This is a genomic window from Robertmurraya dakarensis, assembly GCF_900156875.1.
Classification (GTDB): domain Bacteria; phylum Bacillota; class Bacilli; order Bacillales; family Cytobacillaceae; genus Robertmurraya; species Robertmurraya dakarensis.
This window is the reverse complement of the sequence record NZ_LT707409.1, coordinates 1,876,710-1,895,541: the sequence shown is the minus strand read 5'-3', so window position 1 is coordinate 1,895,541 and position 18,832 is coordinate 1,876,710. Positions and strand designations below refer to the sequence as shown.

Annotated in this window: 17 protein-coding genes and 1 riboswitch; of the genes, 15 read left to right on the top strand and 2 right to left on the bottom strand. The window is 38.5% G+C overall.

Annotation, left to right across the window (positions count from 1 at the left end):
- Positions 1-21: 21 nt before the first annotated feature.
- Positions 22-807, top strand: coding sequence for a hypothetical protein (locus tag CZ487_RS17835; protein WP_077213636.1), 786 nt, complete (start codon positions 22-24; stop codon positions 805-807).
- Positions 808-884: 77 nt separating this feature from the next.
- The gene (locus CZ487_RS17830; RefSeq protein ID WP_077213635.1) at positions 885-1,457 is read left to right on the top strand and encodes a peroxiredoxin family protein; all 573 of its coding nucleotides are present in this window, start codon (positions 885-887) and stop codon (positions 1,455-1,457) included.
- 35 nt (positions 1,458-1,492) lie between these two features.
- On the opposite strand, the gene CZ487_RS17825 is transcribed toward CZ487_RS17830, so the two are convergent.
- Positions 1,493-2,332: an EcsC family protein gene (locus CZ487_RS17825; protein WP_077213634.1), complete on the bottom strand. Its 840-nt coding sequence runs from the start codon at positions 2,330-2,332 to the stop codon at positions 1,493-1,495.
- Positions 2,333-2,455: 123 nt separating this feature from the next.
- A riboswitch (FMN riboswitch) is annotated at positions 2,456-2,603 on the top strand.
- 129 nt (positions 2,604-2,732) lie between these two features.
- Between CZ487_RS17825 and ribD the strand changes: the two genes are divergently transcribed.
- The 5 genes from ribD (at position 2,733) to dapF (ending at position 7,323) form a co-directional block, all read left to right on the top strand.
- On the top strand, positions 2,733-3,842 hold the full coding sequence (gene ribD / locus CZ487_RS17820; protein ID WP_077213632.1) for a bifunctional diaminohydroxyphosphoribosylaminopyrimidine deaminase/5-amino-6-(5-phosphoribosylamino)uracil reductase RibD: 1,110 nt from the start codon (positions 2,733-2,735) through the stop codon (positions 3,840-3,842).
- Positions 3,827-4,480 (top strand): riboflavin synthase, encoded by a 654-nt coding sequence (ribE, locus tag CZ487_RS17815; protein WP_077213631.1) that lies wholly within the window; start codon positions 3,827-3,829, stop codon positions 4,478-4,480. The genes ribD and ribE overlap by 16 nt, the downstream gene beginning before the upstream one ends.
- Before the next feature lie 15 nt (positions 4,481-4,495).
- Positions 4,496-5,689 (top strand): bifunctional 3,4-dihydroxy-2-butanone-4-phosphate synthase/GTP cyclohydrolase II, encoded by a 1,194-nt coding sequence (locus tag CZ487_RS17810; RefSeq protein WP_077213630.1) that lies wholly within the window; start codon positions 4,496-4,498, stop codon positions 5,687-5,689.
- A 15-nt stretch (positions 5,690-5,704) separates the two neighbouring features.
- Positions 5,705-6,178, top strand: a complete 474-nt coding sequence (gene ribH / locus CZ487_RS17805) for a 6,7-dimethyl-8-ribityllumazine synthase (protein ID WP_077213629.1) — start codon at positions 5,705-5,707, stop codon at positions 6,176-6,178.
- A gap of 161 nt (positions 6,179-6,339) precedes the next feature.
- A complete protein-coding gene (gene dapF, locus CZ487_RS17800) occupies positions 6,340-7,323 on the top strand; it encodes a diaminopimelate epimerase (protein WP_077215372.1) in 984 nt (327 codons plus the stop codon).
- Between the two features lie 45 nt (positions 7,324-7,368).
- On the opposite strand, the gene CZ487_RS17795 is transcribed toward dapF, so the two are convergent.
- Entirely contained in the window at positions 7,369-9,201 is a 1,833-nt protein-coding gene (locus CZ487_RS17795; protein WP_077213628.1) for a DNA ligase D, read from the bottom strand.
- A gap of 141 nt (positions 9,202-9,342) precedes the next feature.
- Here CZ487_RS17795 and ku point away from each other — a divergent pair, with 141 nt between their 5' ends.
- From ku to CZ487_RS17755, 8 genes are all read left to right on the top strand, one after another.
- On the top strand, positions 9,343-10,197 hold the full coding sequence (ku, locus tag CZ487_RS17790; protein WP_077215371.1) for a non-homologous end joining protein Ku: 855 nt from the start codon (positions 9,343-9,345) through the stop codon (positions 10,195-10,197).
- Positions 10,198-10,312: 115 nt separating this feature from the next.
- Complete coding sequence (locus CZ487_RS17785) at positions 10,313-12,076, top strand: sensor histidine kinase (RefSeq protein WP_077213627.1); 1,764 nt, start codon at positions 10,313-10,315, stop codon at positions 12,074-12,076.
- Positions 12,077-12,805, top strand: coding sequence for a LytR/AlgR family response regulator transcription factor (locus tag CZ487_RS17780; RefSeq protein WP_077213626.1), 729 nt, complete (start codon positions 12,077-12,079; stop codon positions 12,803-12,805).
- A gap of 92 nt (positions 12,806-12,897) precedes the next feature.
- Positions 12,898-13,830, top strand: a complete 933-nt coding sequence (panE, locus tag CZ487_RS17775) for a 2-dehydropantoate 2-reductase (protein WP_077213625.1) — start codon at positions 12,898-12,900, stop codon at positions 13,828-13,830.
- Between the two features lie 10 nt (positions 13,831-13,840).
- The gene (locus tag CZ487_RS17770) at positions 13,841-14,383 is read left to right on the top strand and encodes a glycerol-3-phosphate responsive antiterminator (protein WP_077213624.1); all 543 of its coding nucleotides are present in this window, start codon (positions 13,841-13,843) and stop codon (positions 14,381-14,383) included.
- A 174-nt stretch (positions 14,384-14,557) separates the two neighbouring features.
- A complete protein-coding gene (locus CZ487_RS17765) occupies positions 14,558-15,382 on the top strand; it encodes an MIP/aquaporin family protein (protein ID WP_077213623.1) in 825 nt (274 codons plus the stop codon).
- A 31-nt stretch (positions 15,383-15,413) separates the two neighbouring features.
- Complete coding sequence (glpK, locus tag CZ487_RS17760; RefSeq protein WP_077213622.1) at positions 15,414-16,904, top strand: glycerol kinase GlpK; 1,491 nt, start codon at positions 15,414-15,416, stop codon at positions 16,902-16,904.
- A gap of 171 nt (positions 16,905-17,075) precedes the next feature.
- Positions 17,076-18,755: a glycerol-3-phosphate dehydrogenase/oxidase gene (locus CZ487_RS17755; protein WP_077213621.1), complete on the top strand. Its 1,680-nt coding sequence runs from the start codon at positions 17,076-17,078 to the stop codon at positions 18,753-18,755.
- Positions 18,756-18,832: the final 77 nt, after the last annotated feature.

Here is an 18,832-nt window from a genome sequence, read left to right as displayed (position 1 = left end):
TGATCATTGGGGAGAAAGAATATGAATATACAAATGTACTATCGAAATGCTGCGAATACAGCTTTTAATGGCAGTATGGCAGCGCTTCTACCAGTTATTGTGGTTATACTTCCTCTTTTGACCATTCTGCAAAAAAAAGAACTTGTTCTGTTAGCCATTCCCTTTCTCATATATAGTTTTCTCTCCTATCAATTTTATCTAGTATATGTTAAAAGATCGCTGTCAAGTGAAGAAATCAAGAGAATTCCTTCTGCTGATGATCTATTGAAAAACGAGCATATGCTATTGACATTTTTACCAGCTCCCTCTTTGAGAATGCTCATGTTTTCTCCTAAAGGACAATTAAAAGGGGAGTTACGAGACTATGAACAGAATGCATTCAGGTGGTTTCTTCCCTATTTTGCAGATCAGTGGTTTTCAAAAGTCTATGGACTGTATGATTCCGAAAATTCGTTAACAGCAACTTTTTTAAGGCATGGAAACAAGACTATTGAGGTATACGGACAAGATGACGAGACTCTATTAACGGTAAAGAAAGTCAATAAAAAAATGTATAAATGGAATAATGGAAACCAAGAACTACAGTGGGAAGTTCACTCAGAAGCTCTTTTTACAGATATTAGAATAAAAAATGATAAAAACCAAGTACTGGGAAGGGTAAGAAAAGGCTGGATGCCGTTAGAATGGGAAAAATATATTAAGGATACCAATACGCCTGTTTTATCATTTGATAACCATTTGAATAGAAAGGAAAGGTTAGCAATCATGGCAATAGTAGTTCACTTATTTCGCTACAGAAATCACTAGAGTGATATGAATGAATAGCTTCTTAAATACCAGTATAGTAAAATAAAATTAGGTATGGCAGCAAGGAGTTATTAAGTATGAAGAAAATATTAGCAATAATCGTTGTGATCGTTGGTTTGCTAGCAGTGATTGACCAAACGCTGCTAAAAAGGGATTTTGTAGATCCTGAATCTAAGGTTGAAAAGTATGAAAGACTTGCAAATCCTGAGACTGTTCCAGTCGGGTTAAAAGTCGATTATAGAGCACCAGACTTTACATTAAAGGACATGAATGGAAAGGTAGTATCCTTAGAGGACTATAAAGGAAAAAAAATCTTATTGAATTTTTGGGCAACCTGGTGTCCCCCGTGCCGGGAGGAAATGCCGCATATGCAGGAACTGTATGAAGAATATAAAAACGATGGTTTTGTTGTTTTAGCGGTAAATATGGTCAATACAGAGAAAAATCCTGTCGTTGTTGAAGACTTTGTCGAGGAGTTTCAATTAAGCTTTCCAATTCTTTTGGATGAATACGGGGAGGTTGCCTATCAATACGAGGTGCTATCCTACCCAACATCGTACTTTATTGATACAGATGGCATCATTAGAAGTAAGGTCATTGGAGCCCTTAACAAGAAGTATATGTATGAAGAAATGATCAGGCTGCCATAAAATAAAATAGGTAAAAGCATAAAACCTAGCAAAAGTTATGATTTGCTAGGTTTTATGCTTTCCATTGCTGAGGTATTTCCAGAATCTTCATGAAGCCTTGATAAAATACGTCTCTTTCGGTATAGCATCATTCCAGTTTCAGCGATATCGTTAACGGCTGAACGGTTGATCCAAGCCCCGAATAATAACCCTGCGACAGGAACCATTTGAAACAGCTTCTTCCAGCCGATTTGATCCCGATAAGAAAAAACCACTTCCCGCCAGCCTTGAAGTTCAGAGACGACTTCTCGTTTTACATGCTCGTTAGGGGAGTCGAACATGGAAAGCTGTCCTAGAATTGTTTTTTTTCCAACAATGTCAGAGGAAGTGAACTGGAGGCACTTTACGATAAAAAGACGTTCTTTTTGGTCATTCGGATCGTATCCGTAACAAATCGCAATATCCTGAAGCGTTTTTAACTGCATCCCTAGCAGCAGGGGAATGTCGATCGTTAAAGTGAATATACCGCCTATCCCAGTACTTGCACCTTGGAATGCAGCAAGCCGCTTGCGATTAACTGTTAGTGCGCTGACAGCGGCATCCATATCTGAAATTGACAATAATGCTGCATCATCTAATGTCTCAATCCCTTTATTTGGATAGTATGACTTCAGTGATGAAATCGAGCTTAAATAATTTCCTCCTGTTTGAATATAGCTGCCGAGCTCATCAAGTATTGTTCCTATTTTTTTCTGTAAAAAAGCAGGGGTCCACTTATCTAGAATTTTAAATGGAAGACGTCCAAGTTTTTCCCAAAACCATAGGTCACTTTGATCTTTTTCCCAGTCCTCGCTTTTCTTTAATTCTGCTTGCAGTTGTTCGTTACTCTCCATCATTTATTGATCCCACCTTTTTGTCATAATAGTTTTACGTAAGAGATGGAAGAAAGATTCAACATTTTCGAAAAATAATATTTGTGGGATTTGTTATTTTCTGATATTCTTTTATTAATCGAATATGATTTCCTTCGGGGTCGGGTGCAATTCCCAACCGGCGGTGATGAGGCAAACGTCTCTTAGTCCGTGACCCGGTTTCATAATCATGTTACCGGTGGATTTGGTGTAACTCCAAAACCGACAGTAAAAGTCTGGATGGGAGAAGGATTGACTTAATGTTAAAAATAATGATTTTTAACATTTATTTGTCATGCAAGAGTCTCCCGTGCCTTTAAAAGGTATGGGATTTTTTGTTACCTATGGAGTAATCTATCGTAAAGGAGGAAGGTTTTAAGAAGCGATGAATAATGAAGATTACATGAAGCTGGCTCTATCATTAGCACGTGCAACAATTGGACAAACAAGTCCTAACCCGAGTGTGGGTGCTGTGGTGGTAAAAGACGGGGAATTAGTAGGGTCTGGGGCTCATTTAAAGGCTGGCACTCCACATGCAGAAGTTCATGCTATTCAAGCAGCAGGAGATGCTGCAAAGGGTGCAGTCATCTATGTTACCCTAGAGCCATGCAGCCATTACGGCAAAACTCCCCCTTGTGCTGATTTAATCATTGAGTCAGGAATTAAAAAAGTCTATGTAGCTTCTTTAGATCCCAATCCTCTTGTTGCAGGTAAAGGGATTGAGAAATTGAGGAAGGCTGGAATAGAAGTACAAGTGGGCTTATGCGAAAACGAAGCGCTTTTGCTCAACGAAATGTTTTTTCATTTTATAAAAACAAACACTCCATTTGTAACAATAAAAGCAGGCGTTTCCTTAGATGGGAAAACTGCGGCAAAATCAGGCGATAGTAAATGGATTACATCCGAAGAGTCAAGGCTGGATGTTCACAAGCTGCGTCACGAGCATGACGGAATCTTAGTTGGTATTAATACCATCCTACAAGATAACCCTCTCTTAACCACTAGAAGACCCCAAGGTGGAAAAAATCCAATTCGAGTTATATTAGATCGGGAATTAAAAATTCCGCTGACTTCTCATGTTGTAGAAGATCAATCGTCTAAAACGATTGTTTTTACAGGAAATGATATAGATGCTAGTAAATCAACGGAACTGGGTAAATTAGGTGTAGAGGTAATTTCCCTTAACACTTCCACGGTTCCAGTGAAAGATGTCCTTAAAGTATTAGGCGAACGTAAAGTGATGTCTCTGCTTGTAGAGGGCGGTTCTGAAGTGCATGCATCGTTTGTAGAGGAAGGTCTCTTTCAACAGATGATTACATACATTGCGCCGAAAGTAATTGGCGGCAGGAATGCGCTCCCTTTTATAGGTGGAGAAGGTGCAGAGCTTGTTCAAAATGGAAAAAATTTAGAATTTATATCTGTAGAAAAGTTCGGCCCGGACATAAAGATTACGGCCCTTGCAAAGGGGGGAAATAACGGATGTTTACCGGAATAATAGAAGAGTTAGGAACAATTAAAAATATTAGTAAAAAAGGGAATACGCTGGTCTTAACGATTCAAGCAAGTAGAATCCTAGAGGATATGAATTTAGGTGACAGTATTTCTGTTAATGGTGTGTGTTTAACTGTAACGGATTTTAGTAATACTGATTTTCTTCTTGATGTGATGCCTGAAACATTTAACAGCACTTCACTATCCATTTTAAAAAAGGGAAGTCTTGTTAATTTAGAGAGAGCAATGAGTTCGAGTGGAAGGTTTGGGGGCCATTTTGTAACAGGTCATGTCGATACAACTGGAAAGATTGTAAAAAAAGAACCAAAAGAAAATGCGATATATATCGAGATAAGTTATCCAGAGGAATTTTCACATTTGACTTTATATAAAGGTTCTATTTGCTTAGATGGAACATCATTAACCATATTCGGGTTAACTGAAAATACGGTAACGGTGTCGATCATTCCACATACTGCAAAAGAGTCAGTCCTGGGGTTAAAAAAACCAGGGGATATGATCAATATTGAATTTGATATGATCGGAAAATACCTGCATTCATTCCTTTCAAGGGATAAAGAGGGGAACCAGCAAAAGAAAGGGATAACAAGCGACTTTTTAAGAGAGAACGGCTTTTTATAGAAAGGAGAGTTTTGCATGTTTCATTCCATAGAGGAAGCAATTAACGATTTAAAAGCAGGCAAAGTAATTATTGTTTGTGATGATGAAGATCGAGAAAATGAAGGTGATTTTGTCGGTCTTGGTGAACATGTTTCTCCAGAGATGATTAACTTCATGGCTAAGGAAGGCAGAGGGTTAATTTGTACGCCAATTACAGAAGATCTGGCAAAGAAATTACATCTGAACCCGATGGTAGAAGTAAATACAGATAACCACGGCACAGCCTTTACGGTTAGTATTGATCACATTGAAACGACAACAGGAATTAGTGCATACGAACGGGCTTTGACTATCGCAAAGCTATTAGAAGAAGATGCCGCAGCGGCAGATTTTAGACGCCCAGGTCATATTTTTCCGCTGATTGCCAAAGAAGGCGGAGTTTTACGCCGGGCTGGACATACGGAGGCTGCTGTTGATTTGGCTAGACTATCTGGAACTCAGCCTGCGGGTGTGATCTGTGAAGTCATGAAAGATGACGGTACGATGGCTCGTGTTGATGACTTAAAAGAAATTGCAGAGAAGTTTGATCTAAAAATGATTACAATTAAGGATCTGATTGAATACAGGCTCGAGCATGATTCATTAGTGAAAAAAGAGGTTGAGATTCATCTGCCAACAGAGTACGGAGATTTTCGTGCTGTCGCCTTTACCAATAATGTCGACGGAAAAGAACATGTTGCCCTAGTTAAAGGGGAGATAACGGAAGATGAACCAACTTTATTACGGGTGCATTCAGAGTGTCTGACCGGTGATGTATTTGGATCAAACCGTTGTGACTGCGGACCGCAGCTTCATGCAGCATTAATGCAGATTGAAAAAGAAGGCAAGGGTATTCTGCTTTATATGAGACAGGAAGGCCGAGGCATTGGACTCATTAATAAATTAAAGGCTTATAAGCTCCAAGAGGAAGGCTTAGATACGGTGGAAGCCAATCATAAGCTTGGCTTTAAGGATGATTTAAGAGACTATGGCGTTGGGGCGCAAATTCTGCGAAGTCTTGGTGTAAAGAAGATGAGATTGTTAACCAATAATCCTAGAAAAATTGCCGGATTGGGTGGTTATGGTCTTGAACTAGTGGAACGTGTTCCATTACAGATGCCGTCAAAAGAAGAAAATGAAAACTATTTGAAAACGAAAAAAGCAAAGCTTGGTCATTTATTAACATTTTAATTAGGGGTGGATAATATGAAAAGAATTATTGAAGGAAATTTAATTGGTACTGGTCTTAAAATCGGGATTGTGGTTGGACGTTTTAATGAATTTATTACAAGTAAACTGCTTGGCGGTGCGGAAGACGCATTAAAGCGACATGGCGTAGCAGATGAAGATATTACGATTCTATGGGTGCCAGGTGTTTTTGAAATTCCGCTTGCAGCTCAAAAACTTGCTGAAAAAGGCGGATTCGATGCCATTATAACATTAGGAACAGTTATTAGAGGAGCTACCCCCCACTTTGAATATGTCAGCAGTGAAGTGGCAAAAGGTGTGGCGAATATTGGAAGAGAAAAAGGTATTCCAGTGATTTTTGGAGTACTGACTACTGAATCAATTGAACAAGCTATTGAACGTGCTGGTACAAAAGCTGGTAACAAAGGCTACGAGTCTGCTGTAGGGGCTATCGAAATGGGCAATCTTTATAGACAGCTTTCTGAAATTTAATAGCTGCCTGTGTTAAATAATAAATATCTTTAAAAGAGTACTGCTACAGTGGTACTCTTTTATGTTCCTTTAAGGAGTTTAAAGCAAATAAAGGATTGTATACATTAAAAAACTATGGCAATCTAGAAATAATTGAAAAACATATGCTGGAGGTAAACATGTTGGAGATCGAAATCATTAAATGTCATGGCTCAGGAAATGACTTTTTATTAATAGATGAAATGACAAATGACTATTCCTTTACTGAGGAAGAACGTGCAAATTTAGCGAAAGCTCTCTGCAATCGGACCACTGATTTAGGGGCGGATGGTATTCTTTTTGTGATGAAAAGTGAAATTGCGGATGGAAGAATGCGTGTTTTTAATGCAGATGGATCTGAAGCATCAATGTGCGGAAATGGCCTTCGCTGTGTAGCGCGCTACGTCTGCGAACTGCTAAATAAATCAACTGCCTTAATACAAACAATGAAAGCGGATCTGTTGGTAAGTAAGGAGGAAGAGATTTTTCCTGAGATCCCAACTTATAAGGTGGAAATTTCACCGGTATCCTTTCAAACAAGCGATTTGCCATTGAATGTCGATGCGGAAACATTAGTTGATAAAAAAATTCCTGCCCTCACAGATGAATTGAAATTCACAGCTGTGGCCGTACCAAATCCACACTTGATTTCAATCGTCGAGAAGGAGCAAATTCACTCAGAAATTCAAAAGGATATAAGTGAGTTTGTTAACGGGCCCAATGAGCTTTTCCCTGATGGAGTGAATGTGAGCTTTGTAAATACCATTCAAAAGGGCCGAATCTATGTTCGTACCTTTGAACGCGGGGTAGGATTCACAAACGCCTGCGGTACGGCAATGTCAGCGTCTACTCTTGTAACCTGCCTTCAAGGCATTAATGACTTGGAACAGCCAGTAGAGGTCTTTAATAACGGTGGTAAGGTCCGCTGTGTCGCTCATAAAAATCAAGAAACATATAAAATTGATTTGATTGGCAATGCAACATATATGTATAAAACCTCCGTTGAGGTAGACTTAGTTAATCCTGCAGGCTTTACGTGTGGAAACAAAGAGGAATTTACACAGGAGAATCAGCAATATGGAAAGCTGCAGGAAGAGGTAAAGCAATACTTAACCCTATCTTTGTAAAAATAGTAAACATAAATGAGAGCCGGAATTTAACAGTTCCGGCACTTATTGTTTATTTTGTAAAAATTTTAGGATTGGATCAAAGTTTTGCTCCTGCTTTGACTGGAAATAGTTTCGAAATGGGTCTCCTAGATCTTTCATTCTTTTCAGAAGGTTGGGGACTTGAAAATGTTCAATTCTTAAGTTTTCATTAACTTCTTCCCAGTATAGAGGAGTTGCGATCGTTGCATTCTTCCTCCCACGGGCAGAATATGGCGCAATAATTGTTTTTCCTTCTGCATGTTGAACATAATCAATGTAAAGCCGGTTGCCGCGTTTCTTTTTCATTCTTTCGATGGTAAATAGATCTGGTTCCTTGGAAACTAAATAGTCTGCAATAAAGGAAGTAAACTTCCTTGTCTCGTCATAGGTGTATTTGTCTTCCGGCAAAGGGATATAAACTTGCAAACCTTTACTGCCGGAGGTTTTAACATAACTAATCAATTCGAGATGGTCAAGAACTTCCTTGATTAGTATCGCGGCCTTGATTGCTAAATGGAAAAACTCCTTAGATGGTGGATCTAAATCAAAAACAATTTCGCTTGGACCACTGCTGGTGATTGTTTGAAAAGGAATATGAAATTCAAAAGAAAGTTGATTTCCAAGCCAAAGCAGCGTTTTTAAGTTATTACATACAATATATTCAATGCCGTCTGCCAATTCTGTTTGCACGAAATCTGGAGCGTAATCAGGACAATTTTTTTGATAAAAGGCTTCCCCAAACATGCCATGAGGATAGCGTATTACTGTTAAAAGCCTATTCTCCAGAAAAGGAAGAAAATATGGAGAGATTTCTCTTAAATAATGGATATAATCTATTTTCTGTACGGGAGGGTCTTCCCATAATGGTTTATCTGGATGTGTAATTTCAATATCAGCAGGCAGGTTTTTCTGCCCAACAATGAATTTTTCAGTCGTACAATCTTCCGGAGTGATGTCAAAGCGAAAACGATCAAAATGCGGTTCGCGCATTTGATCTTCATACATTTCCAAGTATTTAATTTCTACACAAATGGCTGGCTCGACATAAATGAATTTTTCATCTTCATCTAGTTTGTTTGCTTTTATTGTCTGAAACAAGGCTTGTTTCTCATCGGGTTTGACTCCAAATAGGAATTGTCCGATATGCTGAACTTTACCGTCTTGATCATAAACACCTACATAAAAGTAGCCGTTCGATTTTTCATAAGATGTGATGAAACATGATATATACTTCCAATTTTTATATTTCACCCACAAGGATGAACGGAGCCCTTCTTCCCATTTGTTTCGGACTTCCTTTGCGACAATTCCCTCTCCGTCGAAAAGAACGACTTTCTCCCAAATCTCTTGGAAATCAGTGTAATATGGAATCAACTGTAAAAGCTGCACGCTTTTTTCATCAGGTTTTTCGTCTAAACCAGTTTCTTCAAATACCTTTTGCAATTGCTCCTTGCGCCTAAGGTAATCCTCGTTTTTTACTTTTTTTCCTGCTAGTTCCAGCACATCAAAGATCAACAGTCTACAAGGTGATTGTTTTGCCTTTTCAAGGATCCTTGCTTGGGAGCGCATTCTCCCGCGCACTTGAATATAACCAAAATTTGCTTTATAGGAATTCTCCAAATAGACAAGTTCCCCGTCTAGTGTTAATGGGAGGTAAGGAGCAAACTTCTCTTGATGTTTTTTTAGGAATTCCTCAATTTCTGGAAAAAGTTCTAACAAAGGTTTTCCGTTACGGCTCGTTAAAGTAATCTCTTTATCCCATTGAAGAATAGCCCGAAACCCATCATATTTTACTTCATACACCCAAGCTTTCCCTTTTGGAACTTCAAAGGCCAAGCTTGGCAACATTGGTTTCAAAAAGTATTCCTCCCTTGCCATCGCTGCACTTTAAAGATTAGTTTTCCACTTTCTTTCCACTTTACTCTTTTGCCAAAACTTTTAAAGTATGTCATCTTCTCTGTTACACAAATTAAGAGTAAAAAAAGAATGGAGAATGTTATGCACACGATATGGAAGGGAAGCATTAGCTTTGGATTAGTAAATATACCAATCAAACTTCACTCAGCAACAGAGGATAAGGATATAAAGCTTCGAAATCTGCACAAGGAATGTCATTCTCCTGTCAAATATGAAAAAATCTGCCCGGTTTGTGAAGTAGAAATAAATAATGACGATATCGTTAAAGCATACGAATATGCAAAAGGAAAGTTTGTCGTTCTTGATGATGAAGAACTAGAAAATCTTAAGAAGGAAAATGAGGAAAAAGCGGTAGAAATTATTGATTTTGTTAAAATGGAACAAATTGATCCCATTTACTACAACCGAAGTTACTATATGTCTCCGAGTGAAGGAGGGGGAAAAGCTTATTCGCTCCTGCGGAAAGCCTTGGAAGAATCCGAAAAAGTCGGTCTTGCTAAAATAATCATTCGTTCAAAAGAACAGATGGCGATTATTCGTGTTCATGAAAACACGCTTGTCATGGAGACCATTCATTATCCGGATGAGGTACGTAAGGCCGGAGATGTTCCTAATGTCCCAGCCGAAGATAAAATAACGAAAAAGGAACTTGAAACGGCGATTATGCTCATTGATCAATTAACGACAGATTTTGAACCTGAAAAGTATACAGATGAATACCGTACTGCCCTGCTCCAATTAATTGAAGCGAAACGTAATGGTCAAGAAGTGGTCACACCGGTGGAAAAGGAACAGAAATCAAATGTGACCGATTTGATGGCTGCCTTACAAGCTTCTATTGACAAAACAAAGCCTGCTCAAACTGAAGGAAAACCTGCTGCGAAGAAAAAACGATCAACTACAAAAACAAAAACAAAAATTAAAAAAGAAGCGTAATTTATGTTTGGGACGTTATTGCAAAGTTGCAATAACGTTTTTTTAGAAAAAACTGCTATACTTTAATAGATAAAATATACTTCTCTTATTGAAATGAAAAGGAGAACTTTAAAGTATGTTCGATTTGTTCATGACGATGTTTGAACGTCTGGGTATTATTGTGATGATTGCCTTCATATTGACTAGATTTCGTTTTTTTCGGGATATGATTTATCGAGATGCGCTTGATTCTCGTCAATTAGTGAAAGCGGCATTATTCTTTGGTTTTTTTGGAATTATTGGGACGTATACAGGATTAACGTTTCACACAGATTCCTTATATTTTGATCGATGGGGAGTCCAGCTTTCCGAGGATGAAGCGATCGCTAATTCACGTGTAATAGGTGTGGTACTTGCTGGTTTGTTCGGAGGATTTCGATTGGGGCTTGGGGCAGGCTTAATAGCGGGAATACATCGTTATACTCTTGGTGGATTTACTGCGTTATCATGCGGATTAGCTACGATTGTTGCTGGAGTAATCGCAAGTTTCTTTTATCGAAAAAACAAACATGTAAAGCTATCTTCTGCTTTTCTAATAGGAGCATTGGCGGAAACGCTCCAAATGATTATTATTCTGCTGCTATCAAAACCTTTTGATAAAGCGCTGACACTTGTTGAGAATATTGGTGTTCCGATGATATTTGCAAATGGAGTCGGATGTGCCCTGTTTTTATTTATTATAAGAAATGTTGTAAATGAGGAAGAAAAAGCTGCAGCCTTGCAAGCTCAGAAATCGCTTCGAATTGCTCGGAAAACATTAAGTTACCTTCGTAAAGGAATGTCTAGTGAGTCTGCTGCAGCTGTCTGTCAAATTTTAAAGGAAGAAGTAAAGGCCAGTGCTATTGCGATAACAGATGAGACAAGGATATTAGCTCATGTCGGAGTAGGAAATGACCATCATTTTCCGAATTTCTCCATTCAAACAGATGTTACGAAAAAAGTAATCAAAGAAGGGAAACTTGTGATTGCTGGCAGAGATGAAATTCAATGCAATCATCTAAATTGTCCGCTTGGAGCGGTGTTAATTGGTCCGTTGAAACAAGGAGATAAAACCATTGGTACTCTCAAGTTTTATTTTCCTTCAGAAAAGGAAATTACAAATGTCAATGTAGAACTAATGAAGGGACTAAGTATGCTCCTTAGTTATCAAATCGAAGTTTCTCAGGTGGAAAAAGTTTCACAGCTTGCGAAGGAAGCAGAGATAAAAGCTCTTCAAGCACAGATTAGTCCGCATTTTCTATTTAATTCATTAAATACTATTGTATCTCTCATTCGTTTGGAGCCAGCAAAAGCTAGAAAACTATTGATATCTTTGTCCCATTTTTTCAGGCAGAATCTCACAGCAACAACACAGGAATGGACAAGCCTTTCAGAGGAACTGAGGCATGTGAGAGCTTACTTGGCCATTGAAGAGACGAGGTTCATTGATAAATTAACAGTGGATTATGATATTGATGAGGACGTACTGTTCACGCGAGTTCCTCCGCTGACCCTTCAGCCTCTTGTTGAGAATGCGATTAAACACGGCATTAAAGAAAAGGACCAGAATTGTAAAATAGAAATAAAGATAAAAAATATAGGTCAAGCAATAAAAGTTGAAATCATTGATAATGGTGAAGGGATAGAAAGCAGTAAGATTGAACGCTTAGGGAAAACGATATTAACATCTGAAGACAGCTCAGGTGCGGGAATTGGTACTTATAATGTTAATCGAAGATTGATGATGTTATTTGGAAAGGAATCTGGTTTGCAAATAAAAAGTGTACAAGGAGAGGGAACAAGTGTTGGATTCTTGATCCCCTGCGATGACAAGGAGAAAAGAAGTTTGGAGGAAATCTAAATGGGGAAGGTTATGAGGATTTTAGTAGTCGATGATGAACGCTATAGTCGTGAGGAACTGATACATCTATTAAATGGCTACCCAAGCATACAAGTTGTCGGAGAAGCGGATTCGGGGGAACAAGCAATTATAAAGGCAGTAAAACTCCAGCCAGATGCGGTTTTCCTAGACATCGAGATGCCTAGACTAAATGGCCTAGAAACAGCTAAATCGTTAATGGAGCTAAAGAAGGTACCAAAAATCGTGTTTGCTACTGCTTATCCTCAGTTCGGGGCAGAGGCTTTTCGATATCAAGCGGTTGATTATTTACTGAAGCCCTTTGATGAAGACCAGCTTTCTGAAACGGTTCACCGTTTGAATAACTTATTATTGGGAGTTTCATTCGAGAAAACAGCCAGTTCAGGGAAGCTTGCTATAGAAGAAGATGGGGAAATTTATTATTTAGACCCAAATGAAATTATTTATCTTAGCCGAGAAGAAAAGGTAACGAAAATTGTGACGACAGATAAAGAATACGAAGTTAAAACATCTTTAAAGGATTTTGAAGCAAAGTTACATCATTACCATTTCTTCCGTATTCATAAAAGCTACCTTGTTCATCTGGATTATGTAAAAAGACTTACTCCTTGGTTTAATGGCGCATATCAGCTAGAGATAACCGGCAGGAATGAGCTTCTGTCTGTCAGCAGGAACTATGCCAAAGCACTGAGGGCAAGGCTTGAAATTTAAAAAGCTTGTGGATTGGAATATGAGTTTGTCTATGAAATAATAATTTTGATTAATGAATCAGCTGCAAATTGAAAAATATGGAGGGCATAATGATGAGAATATTAGTTGTAGGAGCAGGAGCCGTCGGCGGATACTTTGGAGGCCGCTTATTAGAAAAGGGAGAGGATGTTACTTTTCTAGTTAGGGAAAATAGACAGAAGCAGCTAAAGGAAAATGGACTAGTTATCGATAGTGTTCATGGGAATATATCCTTTAGTCCTAAAATGATCACCAGTAATGAAAAAGTGAATCCATTTGATGTTATCATTCTCTCAACAAAAGCTTACCATTTAGAGAGTGCGATCGAAGACATCAGTCCTTTTGCAGGGGAACACACAATAATTCTGCCATTACTGAATGGAATTTCCCATATTGAGGTTTTGATACAAAAATTTGGTGAAGAACGTGTTCTAGGGGGGCTTTGTTTTATAGAAACGACGCTAGATTCTAATGGCAAGGTTATCCAGACAAGCTCAAGTCATGATCTTGTTTTTGGGGAGAGATCTGGAGAAGAGACGAGCAGGATCCAAGAGCTGAAGCGTACTTTTTCGAATACAAAAGCTAATTTCAAATACAGTGATAAGATTATGCAAGAAATGTGGAATAAATATTTATTTATTTCAGTTATGTCAGGGGCAACCACATTAATGCGTACACCGATTGGTCCAATTCGCGAGACAGAAGAAGGAGAGAAGATGCTTAGGCGTATTATCAATGAAGTTGTGACCATTATGCAGAAAATCGGTGCACCGATCTCCGAAGAAATGAAAGAAACACAATTGGAGAAAATTAATGCTATTGGTTATGAAATGAAATCCTCGATGCAAAGAGATATGGAAAAGGGGATGCCGGTTGAGGCAGATCATTTCTTTCAGTATTTGTTAAAATACACGAAAAAGTACGGCATTGAAGCACCGGCTTTGGAGCTTATTTATAGCAATCTAAAGGTATATGAAACGTATTTAATCCAACAAAATCATCGTTAGGGGTTAGAAAATGAACCAAAAAATACTACCTGCATCATCAAGCATGAAAGAGTTTGAAAAATTTCTCAACAGCCCTTATGAAATTGGTGTTTTCCTTGAAATGCATATTGCACAGTTAAAAAATATCAGCCAAATGGCAAAGCAATACGGTAAAAAAATGATTTATCATGTAGATATGATCCATGGGATAAAGAATGATGATTATGCAACTGAATATATATGCCAAGAGTTTAAACCATATGGACTCATATCAACGAAATCAAGCGTCATTTTAAAAGCGAAGCAAAAAGGGGTAGTGGCTGTTCAGAGAATTTTCCTGATTGATACACATGCGCTGGAGAAAAGTTATCGATTAATGGAGAAAACACAGCCAGATTATATTGAAGTACTACCAGGAGCAATGCCATGGATGATTCAAGAAGTAAAGGAACGTTTACAAACACCGATATTTGCAGGCGGACTAATCCGTACTGCTGACGAAGTACATAATGCTCTAAATGCTGGAGCAACCGCAATTACCACTTCGAAAACCGATCTTTGGGATTTGGTTTAAATTTTTAGAAGCAACTTGTTGACAGCGTTTACAGAAGGATATATACTAAAGACAAGTTAATAATTGTGACGGAGATAAGGAGATTCACGCAGGTAATACCACAATGGTATAGCTGTATGTGAATCTCCTTTTTTATTTTCCTGAACAGTATTATTTGGTAGAGGGGAGAAACAAATGTCACCATACATGGGAGAAGCTCTTGGTACGATGATACTTATTATCTTCGGTGCTGGAATTGGTGCGGGATCATCGCTAAAAGGATCATATGCTAACAACGCTGGGTGGATTGTAATTACGATTGCCTGGGGCCTAGCTGTTACAATGGGAGTATTTGCAGTAGGTTCAATCAGCGGTGCACATTTAAATCCAGCCGTAACAATTGCTTTAGCAATTGAAGGAAGTTTTGCATGGAACGATGTGGCTGGATATATTCTAGCTCAGCTGCTAGGAGCTATAGCAGGGGCTGCTATCGTCTTTTTGCACTATTTGCCACATTGGAAAGTTACCAATGATCCAGCTGTCAAGCTTGGAGTGTTTGCAACAAGTCCTGCAATACCACATACATTTTCTAATCTTTTAAGTGAAATAATTGGTACTTTTATTCTTGTTTTGGGATTATTATTTATAGGAGCAAATAAATTTACAGAAGGATTAAATCCGATCGCAGTAGGTCTATTAATTGTTGTGATCGGTATGTCTCTTGGTGGAACAACGGGCTATGCCATTAATCCTGCGCGTGATTTAGGACCGAGAATTGCTCATTTCTTATTGCCAATCCCTGGGAAAGGGAGTTCGAATTGGGGTTATGCATGGATTCCGGTGATTGGACCTATTATGGGGGGGTCACTAGGAGCAATATGTTATAAAGCTTTTTATTTACAAGAAGTCACTTCCGTTTTTTGGATTGTTTTGGCCATTAATGCAGTGATTCTTGTGCTTATAAGTTTACTAGGAAAACTACAAAGTGCTAAAATAGACATTTCAAAAAATGCAGCATGATGAAACATATGGGTTTAGGGGGAATCTTGAAATGGAACAATATATTCTATCATTAGATCAAGGAACAACAAGTTCAAGAGCTATTTTATTTAATAAAAAAGGGGAAATTGTTCATTCCGCACAAAAAGAGTTTACACAGCTTTTTCCAAAGCCGGGCTGGGTCGAGCATAATGCCAATGAAATTTGGGGCTCGGTTCTATCTGTTATTGCTACTGTATTATCTGAAGCAAATATTGAAGCAAAACAAATTGCTGGGATTGGGATTACAAACCAACGTGAAACAACAGTTGTTTGGGATAAAGAAACAGGATTACCAATCTATCATGCGATTGTTTGGCAATCAAGACAGACAAGTGAGATTTGTGAAGAACTAAAAACAAAAGGATATAGTGATATTTTTCGTGAAAAAACGGGTTTGTTAATTGACGCTTATTTTTCTGGTACAAAAGTAAAATGGATCCTAGATCATGTTGATGGAGCTAGACAAAGAGCAGAGGAAGGCAAGTTGTTATTCGGTACGATTGATACATGGTTAATCTGGAAGCTTTCTGGCGGAAGTGCACATGTAACGGATTTTTCAAATGCATCTCGAACACTTATGTATAATATTCATGATCTAAAGTGGGATGAAGAGCTGTTGGAAATATTAAATGTCCCTAAAAATATGCTTCCAGAGGTTCGTCCATCATCTGAAATCTATGGAAAAACAGTACAACACCATTTCTTCGGTGAAGAAATTCCAATCGCTGGTGCAGCAGGTGATCAGCAGGCTGCGTTATTCGGACAGGCGTGCTATCAAGAAGGAATGGCAAAAAACACTTATGGTACGGGTTGTTTTATGCTAATGAACACAGGGGATCAGGCTGTAACATCTAAACATGGATTGCTAACCACGATTGCATGGGGAATAAACGGTAAAGTGGAATATGCACTAGAAGGCAGTATTTTCGTAGCTGGGTCAGCTATTCAATGGCTTCGCGATGGATTAAGGATGTTCAAGGATGCAAAGGATAGTGAGGCATATGCTAGAAAAGTAGAGTCAACGGATGGTGTGTATGTTGTTCCTGCGTTTGTAGGATTAGGAACGCCGTATTGGGACAGTGAGGTGCGAGGAGCAGTCTTTGGTTTAACTCGCGGAACAGAGAAAGAACATCTGATTCGAGCAACGTTAGAATCATTAGCTTATCAGACGAAGGATGTTTTAGCGGCAATGGAAGCAGATTCTGGTATAGAGTTAAAAACATTACGTGTTGATGGCGGGGCTGTTAAAAATGATTTTTTAATGGAGTTCCAAGGAGATTTATTAAATGTACCGGTAGAAAGACCAAAAATAAATGAGACAACTGCGCTAGGTGCCGCTTATTTAGCTGGGTTAGCAGTTGGGTATTGGAGCAGCCAAGAGGAAATTGCTAAGCAATGGTCTATCGATAAATCTTTCCAGCCAACAATGGATGGAAACGTTCGTGAAGAGCTCTATGGTGGCTGGAAAAAAGCGGTACGCGCCGCGATGGCTTTTAAATAAAAAAATAGGCTTTTAAAAATGTAATATTGTATGGTATAATAAAATTAAGTTAATAGCTCGGTAGGAGAAACGGAGAGACCACAAAAACATTATCGGTATGTCGATAGTGCTTTTTGTGGTCTTTTTTCTTTCCCCTGAGCGAAATCCTTAAATACGAAGGAGAAATGAACAATGAACTTCTCAAACAAGAACCGAGATAAATTGATTAATAAAGTGAAAACAGAAAAATATGATGTGCTTGTAATTGGAGGCGGGATTACTGGTGCAGGGATTGCATTGGATGCTTCAAGCCGGGGAATCAAAACGGCTTTAGTCGAAATGCAAGACTTTGCTGCAGGGACATCAAGCAGATCAACAAAGCTTGTACACGGTGGATTACGTTATTTAAAACAATTCGAAGTGAAAATGGTTGCAGAAGTTGGAAAAGAAAGAGCGGTTGTCTATGAAAATGGTCCGCATGTCACTACACCTGAATGGATGCTTCTGCCATTCCATAAGGGCGGTACTTTTGGGAAATTTACCACTTCAATTGGCTTGAGAGTATATGACTTTTTGGCAGGAGTTAAGAAAAGTGAACGAAGAACAATGCTTACTGCTGCGGAAACTCTTGAGCGTGAACCTCTTGTGAAAAAGCAGGATCTTAAAGGCGGCGGTAAGTATGTTGAGTATCGTACTGACGATGCAAGGCTCACTATCGAAGTGATGAAGGCTGCGATTGATAAAGGCGCTATAGCTCTTAACTACTCTAAAGTAGAGGAACTAATCTATGAAAATGGAAAAGTTGCAGGGGTACATGTTTTGGATCTCCTTACTGGAAAAGAGTATGAAATTCGTGCGAAAAAAATCATTAATGCCACAGGTCCATGGGTAGACAAGATTCGTGAGAAGGATAAGTCTAAAGCCGGAAAAGTACTTCGATTGACAAAAGGTGTTCATGTTGTCATCGATCAATCTAGATTTCCATTAAAGCAAGCTGTTTACTTTGATACTCCAGACGGACGCATGGTATTTGCTATTCCTCGTGATGGCAAGGCATACGTAGGAACAACAGATACATTCTATGACCAGGATGCTGCAATTCCTAAAATGACATCAGAAGACCGGGATTATATCGTGAAGGCGATCAATTATATGTTCCCTGATGCAAAAATAACTGAAAATGATATTGAATCAAGCTGGGCAGGGGTTCGTCCATTAATCTATGAAGAAGGAAAAGATCCATCTGAAATATCTCGTAAAGATGAAATTTGGGAATCACAATCAGGATTGTTAACCATTGCCGGCGGTAAATTAACAGGATACCGTAAAATGGCTGAAACCATTGTGGACTTATTAGCGAAAAAACTTCAAGAAGAAGGAAATGGAGTTTATCCGAAATGTAAAACGAAAAACATGCCTATTTCAGGTGGTGACGTTGGCGGTTCTTCTAACTTTGAGAAGTACGTGTCTGAGCAAACAAAAATTGGGACGGAGCTTGGTCTTTCCAAAGAGGAGGCTTCTCATTTAGCGTCTACTTATGGTTCAAATGTCCCTGTTGTCTTTGACATTATAAAAGAAGGACAGGAGAGCTCAAAAGAATACCGTCTTCCTGTTACATTGTTTGCCAAATTAAAATATGCTTTGGATTATGAAATGGTTGCTACTCCTGTCGACTTCTTCAACCGTAGAACAGGTGCTATTCTCTTTAATATATCGCTAGTGAGAAATTATCAAGATGCAGTTATTCAATACATGGCGGATTATTTTAATTGGAAAAATGATGTAAAGATGCGCTGCAAGCATGAATTAGCTTCTGCACTTCTTGATGCAGCAGTTCCAGCTGACCTGCATAATAAAGAAAAAATTTCTTAACTCTCCTTTTTAGGAGAGTTTTTTTAAACCCTAGACAAAAATATTTATTTGTTATATAATAAAAGTCTTGGTATTTG